The following is a 20775-nucleotide window of genomic DNA, read 5'->3' on the forward strand; positions in this document are numbered from 1 at the left end:
ATAGCTATAACAGAAGTCATAGCCAGCTTGACGCTTCAGCATGTTGGCGTCATGAGTTTCTGTGTATGACAGCGAAACGGTTCAGGCTCAGAGTTCTGAGTTTCATCAACGGCCAGCTCTCAGCGTGGCCAATAGCCGTTTTGGCATTGATGGTCGGAGCGGCACTTACCATCATGTTGGCGCTGGCCGACAATGAGCTGTACCAGCGTCAATTGCGCCAGCGTTTCGACATGCTTGCTGCGGAGCGCTTCAGTCGTCTTCAGGAGCGTCTGGACCGGCAGGTCACTCGTCTGGACACCCTGTGTCGCGTCTTTATCTTTTCCCATCAGGTCGAGCAATCGGAATTCGACGGCTTTGTCGCGCCATTGCTGATTGGAACCCAGGCCTACGCCTGGAACCCGAAAGTAACGCTGGCGGAGCGGGCCGCTTTTGAACAGCAGGCGCGCGAGGAGAGCTCAGCCGAATATTTCATAAGAGAAATGGATGAAAACGGTGCGTTGAAAACCGCCACTGTACGCAACGAGTATTTTCCGGTTCGATTCATCCAGACACTCAGCAAAGTTCCGACGCCGTCGGGGTTTGATATAGCCTCGGAGCCGGTACGTCATGTCGCTCTTGAGCGTGCGCGTTTGCTCAAGCGCATTGTTGCAACGCCTCGTATCAGCCTGTTGGCCCTTGACCCGTCAGACACGTACGGAATTTTGCTGGTGGCGCCGGTGTTCTCCATCGGCCAGTCGCCTTCCGAATTGAGAGGCTATGTCACTGCAGTGATCAGCCTGACGCAATTGATGAGCATCGGCACAGCGGAGCAGGACAATCTTGCGGTCACCATGCTTGACCTCAGTTCGCCGGCAAAGCCTGAGCAGGTTTACCAGTCGCCGGTCGTAGCAGTACGCAATCATTTGTATGCCAGCAGCCTGCTGAGCCTCGGTGACAGGGATTATCTGGTCGAGGTTCGCCCTACGGAAATCTTCAGCCAGAGCAATCAGACCATGATGCCGGGCCGGGTGCTTTGGCTTGGCGGGCTTTTGAGCCTGATGCTCAGCGCGTTGCTCTACAGCCTGATCAGCCAGCGTCAGCGAGCGCTGCAGCGTGTGGCGCAGCGTACCCGTGAGTTGCGCCAGCGCGGGCAGCAGTTACGGGCGGCGCACGGGCAATTGCGCAGTGTGCTGGACGCCGCGACCGAAGTGGCGATCATTGCAACCGACCTGGATGGGCTGATCAAGACGTTCAACGTCGGTGCGCAGAAAATGCTGGGTTATTCTCAGGAAGAGGTACTGGGCAGGCTGCGCCTCATGGACCTTTATCAGCCGGCCGAGCTGGAGGCCCGCGCGAGTGTATTGAGCAAGGACCGCGGGCACCCGATCAGCGCTTCCCGGCTGATGTTTCTCGACGCCGTGCAAGACGGTCATCACCCTTCGCAGGAGTGGACCCTGCAGCGCAGTGACGGCAGCACCCTGGTGGTGAACATGCTGGTTACCGCCGTGCGCGACGATCAGGGGCTCTGGACCGGGTATCTGGCGGTGTGCATCGACGTCACGGAGCACAAGCGCGTCAACGAGGCGCTTGCCGAACAAGGGCAATTGTTGAAAAAACTTGGCTCGCAGGTGCCTGGCGGCATTTATCAGTATCACCTGGCTATCGACGGCAGTGCGCGCTTCAGATACGCCAGCGCTGGCATGTGCGAGCTGTTTGAAGTCGATGAAGCGCAGTTGCTGGGCGATTCCGAGGCCGTTCTGCGACGTATCCAGCCACCGGATCTGACGCGCGTCAGAAGCTCTATTCTGGCCAGCGCGAAGCATCTGACACCCTGGAGCGAGGAGTACCGTGTCGACCTGCCACGCAAGGGCCAGCGCTGGCTCCGCGCTGCTTCCACGCCAGAACGGTTGGTAGATGGCAGCGTGCTATGGCACGGTTTTGTGTCCGACATCACCGACCTCAAGCGTGTCGAACAGGAGTTGCGCGCGCTGTCGGTCACCGACGTACTGACGGGTGCCTACAACCGGCGCTATTTCCAGGACCGCATGCAGGCCGAGCTGAAAAGGATCGACCGGCACGGCGGTAACCTGTCGATCATCATGCTCGATATCGATCATTTCAAGCGCATCAATGATCGTTTCGGGCATGCCGCAGGCGATCAGGTGCTCAAGGCGATTTCGGAAAAGATCAGCCAGCGCCTGCGTAGCGATGATGTGTTCTGCCGCCTTGGGGGTGAAGAGTTCATGGTGATCTGCCCGGGCACACGGGGCTCGCAGGCGTATCAACTGGCTTTGAGCCTGCGCGAGGGCCTGCGTAACCAGGTTATCGAAGGCGTCGATCAGGTTGTGACGGCCAGCTTCGGCATCGCCAGCTGGAGAGCCGGTGAGGGGATCGACACAATGTTGTTGCGCGCTGACTCGGGTGTCTATGCCGCCAAACAGGCCGGTCGCGATCGGGTCGAGCCTGAGCAGATCTGACGCACACAGACCCGCTTCGAAAGCGGGTCTGCTGGTTACAAGCGGCGGGTGGTTATTGCTGGATCGAGACCGTGGTGTTGGTCAGTTTCGGCTGTCGATACAGATCGACCAGTACCTCGTCCAGTATCGAGGATGCGCCAAACGGACGCGGGTCGTTGAGGATCGCCACGACCGCCCAGGTGTTGCCGTTGCTGTCGCGGCTGAAGCCGGCAATAGCGCGAACCGTGTTCAGCGTGCCTGTCTTGATGTGCGCTTCACCCAGCAACGGGGTGCGCTTCAGACGTTTACGCATGGTGCCGTCCATGCCTGCCAACGGCATCGAACTCATGAATTCGGCAGCATACGGGCTGCGCCACGCAGCCTGCAGAATAATGGCCATCTCACGGGCACTGACACGTTCCGCACGCGACAGGCCGGAGCCGTTCTCCATGACCAGATGCGGCGCGGTGATGCCTTTTTTCGCCAGCCACTGGCGGATGACGCGCTGGGCAGCCTTGCCGTCGTCACCGTCAGCTTCATTGCGGAACTCTTCACCCAGGCTCAGAAACAGTTGCTGGGCCATGGTGTTGTTGCTGAATTTATTGATGTCACGAATGACTTCCACCAGATCCGGCGAAAAAGCCTTGGCCAGCAGCTTGGCGTTACCGGGCAAAACGCCAACGCGGTCCTTGCCCTGGATAGTGCCGCCCAGTTCCTGCCAGATGGCCCGTACTGCGCCTGCCGCATAGGTCGGATGGTCAAGCAGCGAAAGGTAGGTCTGCGAATTACAGCCGTTGCCCAACTGGCCAGTCACCGTCACATTGACGCTGCCGTCAGGCTGGGTGACCGGGTTGTAGCGCACATCCCCGGTGCATTGCTTTGATGCGCTCGCCTTCACCTGGTTGTCGATGCGAATGGTCGCAATCGGCGGCTCGATCGAGACCAGAATTCTGCCGTCATCGTTTCGGGTCACGAAGCGCAATGCCTTGAGATTGACCATCAGCGCATCAGGCTTGACCAGAAACGGCTTGTTATCATCGTTGCCGTCATCATTGAATTCGGGCAATTGCGGCTGCACAAAATGGCTGCGGTCCAATACCAGGTCACCGGTCACCTGTTGCACACCATTGGCGCGCAGGTCACGCATCAGCAGCCAGAGTTTTTCCATATTCAGCTTTGGATCGCCGCCGCCTTTGAGGTACAGGTTGCCGCGCAGCACGCCGTTGCTCAGGGTGCCATCGGTGAAGAATTCGGTTTTCCACTGGTGGGTAGGGCCGAGCATTTCCAGCGCGGCGTAGGTGGTGATCAGCTTCATGGTTGAGGCCGGGTTGACCGATACGTCGGCATTGAACACGGTCGGCGTGCCCGGCCCGTTGAGCGGCAACATCACCAGCGAAAGCGCGTCATCGCCGAGTTTGCTGGCTTTCAGAGCCTGTTGAACCTTGGGGGGCAGCGTGGTGTTGATGACGGCAGCGTAGGAGGGCAGAGCCAGTGGCAAAAGAATTGACGCGAGCAACAATGGACGTAGCGACTTGATCATTGAATAAAACCCTACTGCAAGGGGGGACATAAAAAAGAGGGCATGGATGAATTCCCTCGGTAACTATTTCGCTGCGATGTTGATAACTATAGTAGTGAATGCGTAGCGGGCTTTTTTTGTAACATACAGTGCCACGCATGAAACGACCCGCATTATGCCCCAAGCAGGGCAGGCTTGTGATGGGGGGCAGGCCGGTAAACGTTATTTTTTATCGATTGGGCCTGCATCACTGTCGCAAGACCGGATATCCATGACAGACCGCAATTGTCGGGCTTTTAAATCGTCAAGCTGGTAAAGTGCCGCCCGATATTTATTGATGAGGATTGTCCCATGGCCACTAACCGCTCCCGCCGTCTGCGCAAAAAACTGTGTGTGGACGAGTTCCAGGAATTGGGTTTTGAACTGAACCTGGACTTCAAGCAAGAGCTGGATGACAAGGCAATCGATGCTTTCCTTGACGCTTTTCTGAAAGAAGCAATGGAAGCCAACGGTCTTGGTTATGTGGGCGGCGACGACTTCGGTCTGGTTTGCCTGAGCAAGCGTGGCTCGGTCAGCGAAGAACAGCGTGTTGCTGTCGAAGCCTGGCTCAAAGGCCGCAGTGAACTGACAGAAGTCACTGTCAGCCCGCTGATCGACGTCTGGTACCCGGAAAAAGAAATCAACCCGGCCGCCTGATGTAACGGGAGGCAGGCCAGCGCCTGCCTCTCTTGCTTTTCCCCCGCTTGTTCCCCTTCGCTACATCGTCTTTGAAACGTCTTCAGTCAGGTTTCGCCTGCTGCAGAATCAGCGCGTCCTCAAGCTCGATCATCGCCAGTTCGACAACCTGCTGACAGGTATGGAACTGTTCATCCGGCGTGTCCGCTTCGCAGGCCTGCTCAAGTGCATCGCAGGCATCGACCACCCTTGAAGCGCTGATGATCCGTGCGGCACCTTTGATCCTGTGGGCCAGGTCGCGGGTTTTCCTGCGATTGTTCTCCGGTATCAGTCTGGCCAGCAACAGCCGGTCCTCGTGATTGCTTTGCAGCAGCTGCGCAAGCAGGCGTTCAACCATTTCCGGACGGTTACCGGTCAGGTTGCTGATGCTGTCGAGGCTGAACGGCAGAGGTGTGCGCGACAGCGGCGAAACGGCTGTCAGCCGTTCGCTGAGCATCGAAAGGCTGATGGGTTTGAAGAGGCAGTCGTCCATGCCTGCTGCGCGGCAGCGCTCGATCTCGTCAGGCTGCGCATTGGCCGTGAAGCCCCAGACCGGACAGCGTGGCTGGCCGTCTGCGTCTTCAATTGCGCGGATTGCAGTGGTCATGTCATAGCCGTTCATGACCGGCATGTTGCAGTCGACAACCACCAGATCAAAGGTATCGGTCTTCCAGTGCTCAAGCCCCTGCGCGCCGTTTTCGGCCATTTCGCAGTGGTGACCTAGAAAACCGAGTTGCTGGCAGAGCAGCAGCCGGTTGGCAGGATGGTCGTCGACGATCAGGATCCGTAGCGTCTGGTGAGCGACGGCTAGCGGTGGCGTAGTAACGGGCTGGCCTGTGAGTGGTTCAAGCGTGGTAAGCACCAGGTTCATACTGATCCGGGTGCCTTGGCCTGGTACGCTATCAAGCGAGAGGTTGCCGCCCATCATCATGCAAAGGCTGCGGCAAATCACCAGGCCCAGCCCGGCACCGGTGCGCGCCATCTGCCCGGTGTTATCGGCCTGGGCAAAGGGCTCGAACAAACGCTGCTGGTCTTCGGCGCTGATGCCTATACCGCTGTCCTGAACGGTAATGTGCAAGTGCAGCAGTTGCGGGTCCGGGCTCTCGGCTGCCTGCAGCACGATCTTGATCCGTCCCATAGGGGTGAACTTGATGGCGTTGCTTACGAGGTTGGACAGTATCTGTTTGAAGCGCAGAGGGTCGATCAGCACATCGGCGTTGATCCGGCTGTCCAGTTCCAGCACCAGGTCGAGGTCCTTCTGGCGAGCCAGACCGTCGAATACCCGCAGTACCGACTCTACCAGTCGACGCAGGTTCGCCCGCTCTGGATTCAGTGACAGCCGGCCGGATTCAATGCGCGCAATGTCGAGAATGTCACCGATCAGGTCCAGTAAGTCGTTGGCCGAGCTGTAGGCGACTTCGATGGCTGAGCGGTCCAGTTCGCCATGATCGGCACGTTTGAGCGCCAGCTCCAGCATTCCGATAACTGCATTCATGGGCGTACGGATTTCATGGCTCATGGTGGCAAGAAAGGTGCTCTTGGCACGGCTGGCAGCGTCAGCCTGTTCCTTGGCGGCCTGCAAGTCTTCAATAAGCTGGCGACGCTCGCTGATATCGATCCAGCCGCCAATGATGCCCTGCACCTCGCCCAGAGAGTCGCGAAAGGGGAGGATCCAGTGGTAGATGGTCATCTGCCGGTCGCCAATGCGCAGGGGCCGGTCGAGGATCAATGCAGTGTTACTGGCCATGACCCGTTGATAGTCGGCAGCGTATTCCCGCGCTTCGAAGGCATTGCCCAGCACTCCTTCGGTAGCGCTCTTGCCGATGATGTCTTCACGTTGCGCTGAGAAGACCCTCAGGTAGCTGTCATTGCACATGCGCAGCATGCCTTCGCGATCCCGCACGTAGATCGGATGGGGCGTGCCTTCAACCAGTGCGCGCATGAATTCGAACTGGTCGCCCAGCGCCCGCTCTGCCGCTTCACGCTGACGTATCTGCCGCCGCATCCAGGCATTCCAGGCCAGCAGGCCCAGCAGCAACAGGCCTGCACTGATCAGAATCTGATAGATAAGGCGTTCGTAGTCATGCCAGCTGGCGCTTGAAGGGGCATAGGCGCGCCATCGATTGTTGATCGCCGCCAGATCCTGCGGCGCGATGCTTGCCAGCGCCTTGTCGAGAATCGAACTCAGCTCGGTGGCATTGCGTGAGGTAGCCATGGAAATCAGCGCCGGGTCCTCGCCGATGGTGGCGGTCATCTGCAGGCGTTCCTCGAAGATGCCTGAAGACAGAAAGTAGTCTGCGCTGAGCAGCGAAATGACCGCGCCTTCCGTTCTGCCCAGTGACAACATGTCCAGCGCCTGGAACGGGTTGTCGATTTCCAGCGGTACGACTCTGGGGTATTTGCGTCGCAGCCAGTCCAGCATCGGGCTGCCTTGGGTTATTGCCAGGCGTTTGCCGTCCATCTGTTCCAGATAGCTGGGCGAACCCTGGTCCTTGCGGGTGACCAGTACAAATGAGTTGTCGATATACGGCCGGCTGAAGCTCAGGTGGTCTTCTCGTTCATCGCTGGACACCAGTGCGCCGATCAGGTCCGCCTGGCCCTCGCTGACCTGGTTCAGCATATCGGTCAGGCTGGGCGAGCGCTTGACGTCGAACCTGAGGCCGGTGCGCAGGCGGACCAGTTCAAGCAGGTCGGCGGTGATGCCGCGAAAGTTGCCCTTGGCGTCAAAGAAGGTCAGCGGTGCGTACGCTTCGTTGACCACCACGCGCACGGTCGGGTGCTGAGCGATCCAGCGTTCCTCGCGTTGCGTCAGTTGCAGCTTCTGGTCGGTGAGCATCAGGTCGCTGCCGGTGCTCCAGCGCCTGGAAATGTTGATGCGCTCATCGACTGGAATCGCTTTCAGTGTCTGGTTGATGACACCCAGCAATTGTGTGTTTTCATTGCTGACGGCGAAGCTGAAGCCATTGGGCTCGTGCTTGCCGAAATTCGACATTTGCACATTGTTCAGATAGCCCTTGTTGATGATGTACTGGGTGGAAATCGTATCGCCCAGAAAGACATCGGCCTGGTTGAAGGCTACGGCGTTGATGGCGTTCTGAAACGAGGGGTAGGTCTTCAGTGTTGCACCCGGGTACGTCGCCTCGACCTCTGCGGGTGGCAAATAGTGATAGACCATGCTCAGCCGCATGCCTTTCAGGCCATCGTTGAGGGGGCGCGTGTCTCCGACCCGGGTGACCAGCACGGGCTGATCCACCGAGTAGGGCTGTGACAGTCTGATGTTGCGATCAACTGCTTCAAAGCCGTTGGCAGTGCCCAGCAGGTCGACCTGGCCTGTGATCAGTGCCTTGATCGCTGCATCGCGGGTTTCGAAGCGCTGCACCCTGACCGGCAGGTCCAGCGCATCCGAAATGATGCCCGCGTAATCGGCAGTGATGCCTTCATAGTCGTTGCCTGACATTGTGATATCGAAGGGCGGGTAATCAGGGTTCGAGATGCCGAGAGTCAGTTCACGTTGACCGCGCACCCATTGCCATTGGTTGCTGTCCAGCTTCACGTCCATGTGTGCCGGGCTCGAGCGACCAAGCAGTGTGTAATGTTCGGCCGCATAAAGGCTGGCCTGAGCACTCCAGCCCATGCACAGGCCTGTGGCCAGTATTAATAATTGTCTAAAGCGTGTGGGCATCCGGTTTCTCACACTAGCGCGTTGCGTTTTGCCATCTCGATAAGTTCTACCAAGGTTCTGGTTTTCAGCTTTTGCATAAGTCGCGTTTTGTAAGTGCTGACGGTCTTGTTACTGAGAAACATGCCCTTGGCTATTTCCTTGTTGGAGCGGCCTTGAGCAAACAATTGCAACACCATCAATTCGCGATCATTGACCAACTTGAACAATTCCAGCTCGTTCGTCTGCCCGTCTTCGCGAACGGCACACGCCAATGCCTGACTGGGAAAGTAATTGTAGCCGGATAATACCGCTTTCACCGAACTGAGCAGTTCGCTCAGGTCTTCCTGCTTGCATACATAACCGGAAGCGCCCGATTGCATGCAACGAATGGCAAACAGGTTGGGGGTTTGCGATGTCAGCACCAGTATCTTGGAGGGCAGCCCCATCGTATTGAAGCGCGCCAGTACCTCAAGGCCGTCGAGCTTGGGAATGCTGATGTCGAGAATGATCAGGTCAGGCATGCATTCGCGAACCATTTGCATCGCGTCGACGCCGTTATCGGTTTCGCCCACCACTTCGTAATTTTCGTTTTCCAGAAGCATTCTGACTGCCATCCGGATAACCGGATGGTCGTCGATGATAAAAACTTTTTGTGGACAGACGTATGCTTGGTGTCAAAGCCCACAAGGCTTTGACTGCTCTTGAGCCCTTGATCTGCTTGGCTTTTAGCTCAAAGCCCACAAGGCTTTGGTGCTCCTGCTCCTGCTCCTGCTCCTGCTCCTGCTCCTGCTCTTGCTGGAAAAGCTTAAACGGTGTTTTTGATTGGGAGTGCTCTAGGCTGAATCTATCTGACACACCACAGCTTATGGCCATCGCGGGATGGCGGAGGATGAAGCCGTTACCTGCCGACTTCAAATAAGACCTTAACCTAAACTTAACGCTTGGGTCTGCCTGCGATTTAAGTGATTTAACAATCCCGCCTCAGAGCCTGCTTTTCCAGTCGAGCATATAGACACTTCATTCTGAATCGTTAATGGAATTAGGTTTAGATGAGGGAAGGGTAGTTTGCATCCATAAAGACAAGGTTCGGCCAGTAGTTTTCATAACTGGTATAGTCAAGGCTCCGGGCCTCAGTCCGCTGACGCTCATTCAACAGCTCCCAAGTTAGCCTCATCCGGCGCTCCCATCCCTTTGCAGCCAGAAGAGTTTCAGCGTCTACTAGACTCACCCCGCAGCCGATCAGGGCTCTGACAAAGCACGCCTTTGCAGCGTATGGATTCTCTGTAATTCGTTTTGCAACAGCGTCGAACTCCCGGTATGCCAAGCCTATCAGTTGGAAGTCGGACGCCCACATTGACTCCTGTTTCTTGATATGGCTTCGGATCATAAAGTCAGATTCGTCGCGCGCATTGACGGCGATCGTTATACGAAGGGTTGTCATAGATTTCGCTCCGATTATTATACCTATACATTCATCTTGCCGAGGAGCAATAACTGATGCAAGGCCTTACGCCATTGACATTTCTTTAATTAGAGTTATGCAGCTAGTCATATCGCTAATATTATAAGTAATTTGACGTTGACCAGCGCGCAGGATGAGGGGCGTGGCGCCTTAAGCTTGGTTGCCTGGGCGGGGCATAGCTGAATTGGATGCCCCCACGGTAGGCCGGAGCAGAAATGTGTCGAGGACTTGAGTTGAGCACTCGAACAAAGCGCTCCAGCTGAATTCCATAGAATTCCAGCGTATCCATGCACTTCATCAAGCTGCCGATCTTAGTCTTTTCAAAGTCCTCGACGGATGCCAGTTGCAATTCAGAGCACTTGGGTTCGTCGCCACTGATCATATTCGACTCCACGACTAGCGTAGGGTCATCCAACGCTTGACGAAGAGTTCAGGCGTCATGCCATGACCATCGTCGGTCACAGTCAGGGTGCCACCGATTTCTGATGGGAGAATAACTTCGACTTTCGAGGCTCCGGCATCCCAAGCGTTAGCTACTAGCTCCGTCAGTGCTACCTGAGGCACGTGGGCGACTTGTCCTAGTTCGCGGAGTAGGTAATCTTCCTCAAATAGAGAACTGAGGAGCGGCGGATGATCGAACATGGTTTCCTTCCTTGGAGCACGCGGAGCGCTCAGCTTGCAGCACCCGGCAGGGGCGTTGGTAGGGAATGATGATACATCACTCCTTCTCCAGCCTAACTCGCGCTCTCATGTGTTGCCCAGCTAGAGATTTTCATCCGCAGGGCGATCGCAACTCCAGCTCAGCTAGACGAAGCGATCTTTTGACGGAACGCTCGGGCTGCCTCGCTTTTCCAACAAAAGGGTTGTCTATCCTCGGCCGCGTGGCTATCGTGGAGCCGTACCAACTCACGAGAATCCCTATGGATGATCATACATTAACGGTAAATCGATACGATCCAGCGACTGACTGCGAACGGACTTTGGATCCTGTCACAGCAGAGCTCAAAGTTGAGTTTGCAAAGCTACAGCGGGAAAGGCGCGCGGAGGCTTTAAAAGCCGTCGACGACGCCATTGGAATGGCGTGCGCTACTACCGAACCAGGTAGCCCGTTCCGCAACCTGTCTGAAGCGATGGCGAAGATCCGTCGTGTCCTAGATGCTCTTGACCATGTTTGCCAGATAGGCATTTTTGGTTCCCCGGCTTTAGTGCAACAGAAGAAGTTTTGGACTGCTGCTCTTAACATTCATCGTGAAGTGCTAGCCAAACTCATAGCTCTCCTGGCCCGTTTCCTGCGAGCCATCTTTCGCGTTCCTGTCTTCCTAGACGGCCCCGAGCTCAGCAACTACAAACACCGTCTTCGCTAATCCCTTCGAAAAAAGTTTCTTTCCTTTCTTCGAATGGGAGCATTTGCTCGTGTCCAGTAAAAAATATCGTGCTCGTGCCACCCGCCTTGGGCGCAGAGGAATGAATAAGGCTCCTGTGTCCGCGGAACAGCCAGCAACAGTGTCCCAACACGCGTGTGTCGGCAAGTCATGGGCGGATCGCCTTCTTGACCTGTTGAAAATAGGGATTGGCTTGGCCAATCTGATCGTTGGCTTTCTGAAGTATTGAATGTGACAGGAGGGGATGGTGTTGCGTCAGCTAGCCCAACACTAAGTGTGGTGGGTTCGGTTGCGCGCGATTCGCTGATTTTTGATGCTGATTAGGCACGCCCCAGCGCTCTGCTGGGGCAATTTGCTAATCAGGAGTTGCTGTGAATCGTCTGCGTCGAATGTTAAACCGCGCCTTTGCCATCCCTTCCACCAATCAGGCGCTCGTCGCCGTTGCGGCTTGCCCGGCCCTGTATGCCGTTGCTTGCACACAAACCCCGCAGATTTCCGAGTACCTGAATGGTCTGGGTATTCACGTCAGCATGATGCAGGTCTTCATTGCTGGCAGCACTGCTTACTGTGTGATGCTGAGGCGTCACCGGGTGTTCAACAACCGTTATTTCGTTCGCTACGCAGCCGAGATCGAGCGCCACCGTCAGTTGACCACTGCCTGTCAAAGCTTGATTACTATGGGGCTAACAGAAACTGCTGAATATCAGGCAGTGGCCTACGAGAGGGACGGCATCAGTGATCGCCTAGGGTTCTTAATCGATGCTGATAACTTTTATCGCAAGCTTAACGGCCTGGCCGATCTGATACGCGAGCGGCTCCATCACCTTATGCAGATGAGCCGCTGAGCACGCTAGAGGCGCATCTGAACAAGGATAAAGGTTTTCAAATCTCCAATCGAGGCTTCAGCCTCGTTCGCAATCTTGTCTTCCCCCACCTGCGGTGGAGGAGTGTAAACAAACGCCTTTTCTCCCCAAAGCTCCGTAATCACCGAGCTTAAGGCCGTCTTCAGCCCCCCCGAAAGTCCATTTCTCTCGAAAAGTGTAAACCGTGGCCTTTTTTACAGTAGCTATGGTTTACATTTCCGTCTCGCTCCAAAACTTCCTGCATGCCCGTTCTAGAGCATCGCAATCTCCTAGCGGGCCTCCGTTCCCGCTGCGTACATCCGCCCTCACGAATCCTTTTTTGCATAAATTGCCAAAGCGTCTACGCTGACTCGGCGAATCGGCATCATGCGGTTCGTCCTCGGCAATGCCTATCTCTTACGCATTGCCCCCTTAATCTAGTCATCATAGGCCGGCCAATCACGGCAGCCTGCACGGATGCCCCACCATGATCGAGTCGATTAGCCTCTCCAGCATCGCCACCTATAGCCCCACCAAGCCCGAAAACATCGTCAATCTCAAACCGATAAATTTCTTCTACGGGGCCAACGGGGCGGGAAAAACTACAATCAGTCGCCTCATCGAAAAACCTGGTATCTCCGCAAACTCCAGCATTACCTGGCTAAGAAATAATCAGATACCAGCCATGGTCTATAATAATGACTTTATAACTTCTAACTTCACGGACTCCAAAGAACTTCAAGGTGTTTTTACGCTCGGCAAAGCCGAGCAGGCCCAGCTTGATCATCTTAGAGATCTCAAGGATTTACAAAAGCGACACGAGCAGCTCGTAACGAAGTCTACGATCATGCTTGAAGGCGAGGATGGCAAGCGTGGAAAGAATGGCGAGCTTGCCTCTTTGGAAGCAAAATTGGTTACCCGGTGCTGGGAGCAAAAAATTAAACACGATGAACACTTTAAGGGTGCGTTCACCGGTTTAAGGAATAACAAAGAAGCTTTCAAGGCTAAAGCTTTACTGGAGTACGCGAACAATGCCTCATCCCTGGTCGACCTGGCTGGTCTTCAAGAGCGAGCGCTGATTTTGTATGGTGAGCAGCCAGCTAAAATGTCAATTGTTCCAGATTTGGATTTGACGCGGCTGATAGCCTTTGAATCAAGCCCTATTCTGGCCAAGAAGGTGATCGGCAAGGAAGATGTTAGTGTGTCAGAGATAATCCAACGGCTAGGTAATAGCGACTGGATACGGCAGGGCATGCGGTTTCTTGAACATACAGACGATCAGTGCCCTTTTTGCCAGCAAGGCATTCCCCAAAAATTTGAGCAGGATCTTGCTGAGTACTTTGATGAGACATTTGAAGCTGACTCGAAAGCAGTTTTAAACCTCCGCAATAACTATCTCTTGGTCGCAGATGAGGTCTCGGCTCAGGCGCGTGCTTTGTTATCTATAGACTGCGATCATCTGGATAAAGTGAAGATCGGCCTTGAGATCCAGACGCTTGATGCTCTAGTGCTTGTCAATAAGGATCGAGTGGAGAAAAAGGTATCTAGCCCGAGTGCCGTGATCGAGTTCGAGGGAATGGATGATATTCAGAATGGTTTTGCGCGCATCATCGGCGCTGCCAATCTCAAAGTCACCGAGCACAACCGCCTTGTGGCAAGTTTCACGGCTGAACAAAGTAAACTCTCAGGTGAGGTGTGGAAGTATCTTGTTGAGACCGAACTAAAAAATACCCTAGCCGACTATTCCGTTGAGAAAACTAAGCTGAAGAGTGCCATTGAGGGTGTTTCGGGAAGCCGAGAGAAGGCAAGGCAGAATGTTGCTGCCACTCAGATCGATATTGACCAGATTGAAACGGAGTTGACCAGCGTTAAGCCTACTGTCATTGCTATCAATAAGATACTCAAAAACTTTGGATTTCGTAGCTTCTCGCTTGACCCCGCGTGTGTGGGTAATTCATACAGGCTTATCCGTAGTGACGGTAAGGACGCCAAGCAAACGCTGAGTGAGGGCGAGAAGAGCTTCGTTACCTTTCTATATTTCTATCACCTGCTCCGTGGCAGTATCACCACCTCCGGTATTACCAGTGATCGCATCGTGGTTATCGACGACCCGGTCTCCAGTCTCGATAGTGACGTGCTTTTCATCGTAAGTAGCCTGATCAAAGAATTGTTCGCAGAGGTCAGGAAAAAGGATAGCCATCTAAAGCAAATCTTCGTGCTTACGCATAACGTTCATTTTCATAAAGAGATCACCTACGACCAGCGGCGGAAAGCCGAGGTGTCTCTTAGTGACGAAACCTTCTGGATCGTTCGCAAGCCAGCTGATTACTCGACCATCGAATTTCATACAAGCAATCCCATCAGAACCTCCTATCAATTGCTATGGGCCGAGCTGAAGAAATTCCCAGTACCTGCCCTTACCTTGCAAAACACCATGCGTAGGATTTTGGAAAACTACTTCAAAATTCTTGGGGGTGTGGACACGTACCATTTGGTCGGGAAGTTTGAGGGGCTTGAAAAGGTGCAGTGCCAGTCGTTGATCAGTTGGGTCAATGATGGCTCGCACTACTCTCCTGACGAGCTGTATGTTGCCATCGGGGATGCCATGGCGGCTAGCTATCAAAAGATTTTCTTCAGAATCTTCAAGGTGACCGAACACACGGCCCACTATCGGATGATGATGGGCGTTGATTATGTCGATTTAGATCCGGATGAGCCTCTGGGTGAGCTGCGAGCAGATGTGGACGAAGACCAAAACCTTATAGGTAGCGTCGTCGATGCGGCAGAGCAGCCAATAGTGGTTCCTGGTTTATCTGCTATGCATTCTGACCCCGTCGTAGCAGCGTTGGTACCGGTACCTGCAGCTCCTCCGGCTGAGATTGTTCACCCTGGGGTTGACTCTGAAAGTCCTTGAGGGAATCAGGGGGCACGGGATCTGAACGTGGGTATGTCCCCCGTACGCGCAGTGAAAGCCTCAAGGCTGGCTTCGCCACTTGAAGGAGTACCTCAGGTATGGAGTGCAAAGCGCATCGCGTTACCAATGCCGTATCGGCCACCCGTCTCGATTCTCACGCTTGCGAGCTCCGCTTGCCGATGGACTGGGAGGGCGACTATCCGCATGGGTAATGGGTGTATCGCTTTGCTGCCGTCAGTGGATATGGAAGAGCACCAAATTTCCGGAGAGGAATTCAGGCATCGGAGCTTACTAACTACCACGCCAAGAATTTTTCTGCGCCTCGCTCGCCGGATTGAAGCAAGTTGTGTCACGTTGTCAAAGCCTGCTCAGTTACCCCGCTAACTTGGAACTCAGGATAGATAATGTCAAACCATTCAAGGCTCCCACGAGTCGTACGCTTGGCTAGCGGGCGTAGACAAGTCTTCTCCGGTTATCCGTCTCTGAAGCTTGACCGCTGTAAGTTGCCAGAACGTAAAAATGGCCACCAAGACAAAGGTCAGCGACCCCATGAAGACTAGTGCTAAACCTGATGTTTTCTGCGTTTCAATCGCATCAGCTATGTAGCTGTCGTTGAAACCCAGCACCAGGCGACAGATGACATCTTTGTCCCAGCTGCTATCTAGCGGAATGGAGTCATCACCGTAGCGGCAGTCATGCTGCTGTATTTTCCACGCATCGCCCCGGAGGGTACCGGGGAGGTCGAATCGTAAACTGGTAGCTTCGTTTTTCCCCACCCAAAACCAAGTGCCCGTCGCTGTGACTTTAAGCAGGGCCTGGTCTGGGTTCTGGAGGATCGAGCCCGTGGCCACGAATACGCACCCCAGCGCAAGAAACAGTACCCGAGAGACCCATATCTGCATTCTGCTCGGTATTTCGAAGATCAGTTTGTTGGCTTTGAAATACCAACCCGCGTGGCGTACCTCCGCGAATTCCAGATCATTTTCATTCAGCCATCCATGTAGCTGCGTCTTGGCCTTGACCGACTTAAGGCGAAAGCCAGTCTTCAGATTGAATTTGTTCAAATCCAAGTATTCGTCAGCCACCTTTTGATCGTCTGTGTTCGTGTATTTTCCTTCGAGTCCCAGCCATTTCAGAATTTGGTGAAACAGGAAGAAGAACGAACGGGTACGCCAAAACACAGCCCCTATGACCAGCAGCCCGCATGCGATGGGCCACAGCTTGTATAGAAGATCGAGTATGTGCATGACGGAGGTGAAAGTTTGATCTGTCATCGTGCAATGCCATCCTTGGAGGAATCGCATCCTGTCAGCACGAGCGAGGCGGCACAAGGTCAGCTTGGTATATGACCTTACGGCAGATATCTTTCGAAGGCCTATTTTTCCACTTAAAGATGGTGGTGGGTTGGAACGAGAGCTCCCTGAATTTGGCAGCCAGCTCCTGCGCCCCTAATCCCTATTCCTGGGCGTCTGACGGGCTACGGTATCGGGCGGTGCGCGCCGTTGTTGAGGCAACGACGGCTTAGCGCCATGTTGGCGTGAACGCTATGTCACCGCGGGATTGCACTCACTCGTCGATGTAGCCCTTGGCTACATAACGGCGGTGGAACATCTCGTGGTTCTCCAAATCCGTACGGTACGATTCCAGCTGGGTGGTTCCCGCCTCATTCGGGTAGTCTTCGGGACGCATCTGCCGGAGCTGAACAAGCTCATCACGGTTGGTTTCAGCCTGACGAATCCACCTAGCTTGGATGGTCTCAGCGAGCTCCATAAAACCATCAGACGACCGACCGTTTTCCCAAAACCACTGCTTCATATCCTGGTACATCTGAAGGTGTCTGCTGTCGAATCCCCCCCGGTGCTCATCGATTTCGAACGAGTACCTGGAAGCATCGTACTGGTACAAGATGAACTCTTGGAGCAAGTAGGCGGTGCCGTACTTGCCATAGAGCAAAATTTCACGGTGGGTAATGTAGGGTGACTCGCTCATTCCAGCGTCCTGTTTGAAGTCAAAAACCCCAGTCTAGCTCCAGTGTGACGCTCTGTAATGGCGATCCTCCTTGCGTAGCAGCTCGGGTGACGCTATCCAATTTGCGAGCTGCTATGGCCGCTTGACGGCCCTGATAGCGCGGATAGGCTCGTGGAGAGCCGCCGTTTGCGTCAGTTTTCATCGACGTTTACCTACTGACTGCCGATCCGACATACCTCGACTTGGTACCCCATAGCCGTCAGGCGCTGCGCGAACTGCCTGAAATTCACCTTCGAGAAGAAAGGCATGTGCAAGTCCCGGTTTGTTTGCATGATGGCAAATACGATCTTATTTCTTGGTTGGGCCGCAGAGTTGAACGCAAACTGAAACTCCCCATGCAGGGCGAGATGTGCATTGACCTGCACTGTCACGTCGGGGTCATTGATGAGCGCCTCAGCAGAAACGTACGCTTGGGAGAAAAGATGACTCAGAACGCTGGAAGACGAATATTTTTTGACATGGATGATGTGGTTGTCTGGAGTGAGCAGGTCACAGAACTCAAATGGACTAGAAGCGCCGCTCAACCGAACTAATTTTTGATCCAGCAGAAAAAAATTAATGTTGTCAGCGATCCGACGCAGGTACGGGCCCTCATGGTCGGTTCCATATACCGGAAATTGCAAGTCGGACGGAATGGCCGACGCGAAGTATCGGTTTACTCCCTCGGTGTAGTCTCGGTCAATCTGATACCAATCCCCCTCGCTGAGGAGGTAGATCTTATTGTCCAACTCAATCTCCGCCTCAAGACAGCTATACATTGGCCATGCCGCAATTTTTTGCTCGTCCGCACCGTACAAGTAGATGCGTTCGGAGTTCAGTGATTGGAGCGTGATCTGACCTAACATTTGCTTGGCCTGTAAGGCTTGCTGGAGATCTAGGTCAAAGGTGATTGCTGGGCCATTCATCGACCGAGGATTGTGCTTGCGGTATCCGAAGCCGCTTACGTCATCAGGCAGCATTATGGGCGGAGCTGCCCTCACTCGTTCGAAGTCATTTGCGTTCACAGCAGTTACAAGCTGATCATCGAGCTGCCCCACAAGGGTTGCGTCTCGCACAGGGACGATGAAATCCATCCACGGGTATCTCTCTTTGCATGTTTCGTCCCCGTACGCGTTCAATAGGCGAGCAGCGATCTCTGGGAGTTCCTCCAAAGTGACATCCGAGTGAAGAGCCAGAGAGTCAGAGCCGCTGACGTAGTCGCCATCGTCTTGATCGTTTTGGACGATCCCTGTAAGGGATTTCAGAATCTCTGAGTCGAACTTGAACTCGAACTCTGAAATGGACAGATGCTTGGAAGATTGTGCCTTGGAACGCAAAGGAGTCCGGTCAATATTGGATTTTTCAAGCGACTTGATAAGCAGAGGATCAGTGAGGCTCAGCGCTGTTCGTAGGCCGAAGTAGCGCTCAATCCCAAGCCCATCAATCAGGTGCCGGGCATGGCCAAATGTGAAGCAGAATATCCGGCCTTCAACCGCCATCACTAATAGGGCTTTTAATGACCTCCCCCTTAAATCCAGTTGCGCCACTTCCTCAATGTTATTGAACAGCTGAGTCCATTTAGGATGTGATGGATTCGTTTCATGGTAGAAAAGACAGTCTATCCCATTCAAAGAAAAGGAGATGGGTTGCAAGGTGACGTCATCTGACAGGGCATCAAGAACTGTTCGTCCTGCTTTTAGCAAAAAAACGTTGATAGTGATCTTCATAAGTCCTCCCTAACGGATCGCACTTAAACAAAATCGATACTGGCCATTTGGGCATCCAGCCGACTGGCCTGGAGATTAGCTGAGCAAACTGGGAAGGTATGGTGATAAACGAGTTTTTCTTCTTTCCGTGACCTCAAGCGCGAGCGACCAGCTTTGTCTTTAAGGGGCGAGCCGAACGCATGGATCCGCACATTGCTGATGGCGGTCGTTGGGTGCGGCAGCTCCATCTCCCTACAGCCGAAGGGACATGCTACTGTCCAATAATAACTTCACTAAAGGGGCGGGTATGGCACGGGTCTTTTTTTCGTACAGCCATGAGGACGAGCTGCTCCGAGACCAGCTGGAAAAGCACTTGGCTTCCCTCAAGCATGAGGGCTATTTGGAGTCCTGGCATGATCGGCGGATTCTTCCTGGCGAGGATCTCAGCGCTTCGATAGACGCCCAGATCAACACGGCGGAAGTAATCTTACTACTGGTGAGCGCGAGCTTTCTGAGCTCTCATTATTGTTACTCCATCGAAATGAAGCGGGCGCTTGAGCGCCAAGCTAGCGGTGAGTGCAAAGTCGTGCCGATAATTTTGAGAGCCTGCGATTGGAGCCATAGCCCCTTGGGTGGACTACTGGCCATACCCACGGACGCTAAGCCGATAACGAGCTGGACTAACCCTGACGAGGCCTACGCTGACGTTGTTCGGGGTATACGCGCGCTTCTCCAGAGTGGATCAGAGAAATCTAGCCCGCTAGATAGACCGGGATCAGCAGCGCAGCCGCAGTTTGTTGCTTCCGCCGGCCCAGCGATCTCGGCGCCGCGCTCTAGCAATCTGAGGCTTCGCAAGAGCTTTACTGATTTCGATAAAGACCAGTTCGCGCATGCGAGCTTCGATTACATCCAGCGTTTTTTTGAGAATTCTCTAGCGGAACTCCAAGCACGTAACCCGGGCATCCAGGGGACGTTGCGGAAGGTCAGTGACGTGCGGTTCACCGCGTCCATCTACCGTGACGGAAAGACCATTGTAGAGTGCGCAATCGCTATTGGCGAAAACTATGACCGAAACAGCATTACATACTCGGGCCAACTGACGGGAAATAGCTACAACGAGATTCTCTCGGTGGATGCTGATGACCAGGCAGTCTTTTTCAAAACATTGATGAGCTCAGGGTTCACTGGGCGCACAAGTAAGTTGAGCCAGGAAGGGGCTGCGGAGATGTTCTGGGAGCGGCTCTTGGAACGGCTGCAGCGTTAGCCAACCTTTGGTGGTGATGCGGGCCTTGCGCAAATGGCGCAGCAATAAGTCGGCAGCTCTGCTACCGGCCCGCAAGGCCGCCGCATGGCTTATACCCGAGTCCTTTTGCCAAGCGCTATCTGTAACGGTTCAACCACCAGGCTCACGATTGAATCTCGATCGACAGCCTTAGGCAGATGTTTTAGACCCAGGGCTGTTCCAAGCTTGGCGGAATGCAGGAGGTGATATCCGCAATGCCGCAGACGCCTCTTTCTGATTCACGCCTCAAGCCTTGCCGCTAAGCACAGCTCAGATATGCACTTAACTAAGCTATGAACGGTGGACTGGCTTGCTCGTGGGCTGAGCACGACTTTAGCGCCAGTGCCGCTGCACCGTAGACCTCGGAATCCCAAGATCCCTCGCGACTTCCACCTGGCTCAACCCCCGAGCTTTCAGTTCTTGGACTTGCGAGCGTGTAAGTGCAGCCCGAGCGCTAGTCGGGTGAGGGCTATCGGTGTCTTGGGCTGATGCCGGCGGAACCGTATCGATCAACCCAAGACGCTCTAAGTCTTCAATGGCCTGCATCAAGACGGCTCGGGGCGTGGCGCTCAAATCAGAGGCAGCAGCTGCAGCCAATAGTGCAGAAGGTGACAAGCCGAGCGCCAAAGCCAAATCTCCAGCGACTTTAACGGTCGGGCTCGTTTTGCCAGCTTCAAGCTGACTGATATGGGACGCAGCCACGGCACCGCTCACATCTTTCTGGCTAAGCCCCTTCGTGACGCGTATCCACCGCAGCGCTGCAGCAAAATTTTCATGTATAGACATTCTGCCGTCTCAAAAGCTGACGGTATGCCGCGTTTGCCTAAGACCAAACAAATCTATATATTTAC

15 protein-coding genes are annotated in these 20775 nt (G+C 54.4%); 6 read left to right on the plus strand and 9 right to left on the minus strand.

Annotated features, from left to right (window positions below; all coding sequences use genetic code 11):
- The first annotated feature begins 65 nt into the window (after positions 1-65).
- Positions 66-2456, plus strand: a complete 2391-nt coding sequence (locus RYC18_RS21830; protein WP_316886830.1) for a diguanylate cyclase — start codon at positions 66-68, stop codon at positions 2454-2456.
- Positions 2457-2508: 52 nt separating this feature from the next.
- Here RYC18_RS21830 and dacB read toward each other — a convergent pair whose 3' ends face one another.
- Positions 2509-3975, minus strand: a complete 1467-nt coding sequence (gene dacB / locus RYC18_RS21835) for a D-alanyl-D-alanine carboxypeptidase/D-alanyl-D-alanine-endopeptidase (protein WP_005746064.1) — start codon at positions 3973-3975, stop codon at positions 2509-2511.
- Positions 3976-4305: 330 nt separating this feature from the next.
- On the opposite strand from dacB, the gene RYC18_RS21840 reads away from it, so the two are divergent.
- On the plus strand, positions 4306-4650 hold the full coding sequence (locus RYC18_RS21840; RefSeq protein ID WP_005732557.1) for a YggL family protein: 345 nt from the start codon (positions 4306-4308) through the stop codon (positions 4648-4650).
- Positions 4651-4732: 82 nt separating this feature from the next.
- Here RYC18_RS21840 and RYC18_RS21845 read toward each other — a convergent pair whose 3' ends face one another.
- From RYC18_RS21845 to RYC18_RS21860, 4 genes are all read right to left on the minus strand, one after another.
- A complete protein-coding gene (locus RYC18_RS21845) occupies positions 4733-8302 on the minus strand; it encodes a transporter substrate-binding domain-containing protein (RefSeq protein WP_057404365.1) in 3570 nt (1189 codons plus the stop codon).
- Between the two features lie 56 nt (positions 8303-8358).
- The gene (locus RYC18_RS21850; protein ID WP_268812142.1) at positions 8359-8970 is read right to left on the minus strand and encodes a response regulator transcription factor; all 612 of its coding nucleotides are present in this window, start codon (positions 8968-8970) and stop codon (positions 8359-8361) included.
- Between the two features lie 404 nt (positions 8971-9374).
- On the minus strand, positions 9375-9770 hold the full coding sequence (locus RYC18_RS21855; RefSeq protein WP_122385168.1) for a hypothetical protein: 396 nt from the start codon (positions 9768-9770) through the stop codon (positions 9375-9377).
- Positions 9771-10187: 417 nt separating this feature from the next.
- Positions 10188-10433 (minus strand): ATP-binding protein, encoded by a 246-nt coding sequence (locus RYC18_RS21860; RefSeq protein ID WP_316886831.1) that lies wholly within the window; start codon positions 10431-10433, stop codon positions 10188-10190.
- A 278-nt stretch (positions 10434-10711) separates the two neighbouring features.
- Between RYC18_RS21860 and RYC18_RS21865 the strand changes: the two genes are divergently transcribed.
- The 3 genes from RYC18_RS21865 (at position 10712) to RYC18_RS21875 (ending at position 14929) form a co-directional block, all read left to right on the plus strand.
- Entirely contained in the window at positions 10712-11155 is a 444-nt protein-coding gene (locus tag RYC18_RS21865) for a hypothetical protein (protein ID WP_122385167.1), read from the plus strand.
- A 389-nt stretch (positions 11156-11544) separates the two neighbouring features.
- On the plus strand, positions 11545-12018 hold the full coding sequence (locus RYC18_RS21870) for a hypothetical protein (RefSeq protein WP_240875745.1): 474 nt from the start codon (positions 11545-11547) through the stop codon (positions 12016-12018).
- 484 nt (positions 12019-12502) lie between these two features.
- The gene (locus RYC18_RS21875) at positions 12503-14929 is read left to right on the plus strand and encodes an AAA family ATPase (protein WP_240875744.1); all 2427 of its coding nucleotides are present in this window, start codon (positions 12503-12505) and stop codon (positions 14927-14929) included.
- A 416-nt stretch (positions 14930-15345) separates the two neighbouring features.
- On the opposite strand, the gene RYC18_RS21880 is transcribed toward RYC18_RS21875, so the two are convergent.
- From RYC18_RS21880 to RYC18_RS21890, 3 genes are all read right to left on the minus strand, one after another.
- Positions 15346-16203 (minus strand): DUF6216 family protein, encoded by an 858-nt coding sequence (locus RYC18_RS21880; protein ID WP_122385207.1) that lies wholly within the window; start codon positions 16201-16203, stop codon positions 15346-15348.
- 292 nt (positions 16204-16495) lie between these two features.
- On the minus strand, positions 16496-16918 hold the full coding sequence (locus RYC18_RS21885; RefSeq protein ID WP_122554290.1) for a hypothetical protein: 423 nt from the start codon (positions 16916-16918) through the stop codon (positions 16496-16498).
- 191 nt (positions 16919-17109) lie between these two features.
- Positions 17110-18663 (minus strand): TIGR04141 family sporadically distributed protein, encoded by a 1554-nt coding sequence (locus tag RYC18_RS21890; protein ID WP_122385209.1) that lies wholly within the window; start codon positions 18661-18663, stop codon positions 17110-17112.
- A 247-nt stretch (positions 18664-18910) separates the two neighbouring features.
- On the opposite strand from RYC18_RS21890, the gene RYC18_RS21895 reads away from it, so the two are divergent.
- Complete coding sequence (locus RYC18_RS21895; protein WP_236535034.1) at positions 18911-19906, plus strand: toll/interleukin-1 receptor domain-containing protein; 996 nt, start codon at positions 18911-18913, stop codon at positions 19904-19906.
- A 351-nt stretch (positions 19907-20257) separates the two neighbouring features.
- Here the strand turns inward: RYC18_RS21895 and RYC18_RS21900 are convergent, their stop codons facing one another.
- On the minus strand, positions 20258-20710 hold the full coding sequence (locus RYC18_RS21900) for a helix-turn-helix domain-containing protein (protein ID WP_122385210.1): 453 nt from the start codon (positions 20708-20710) through the stop codon (positions 20258-20260).
- Between the last annotated feature and the right edge of the window lie 65 nt (positions 20711-20775).

The organism is Pseudomonas syringae group sp. 247E2 (assembly GCF_032587795.1).
Taxonomy (GTDB): domain Bacteria; phylum Pseudomonadota; class Gammaproteobacteria; order Pseudomonadales; family Pseudomonadaceae; genus Aquipseudomonas; species Aquipseudomonas amygdali.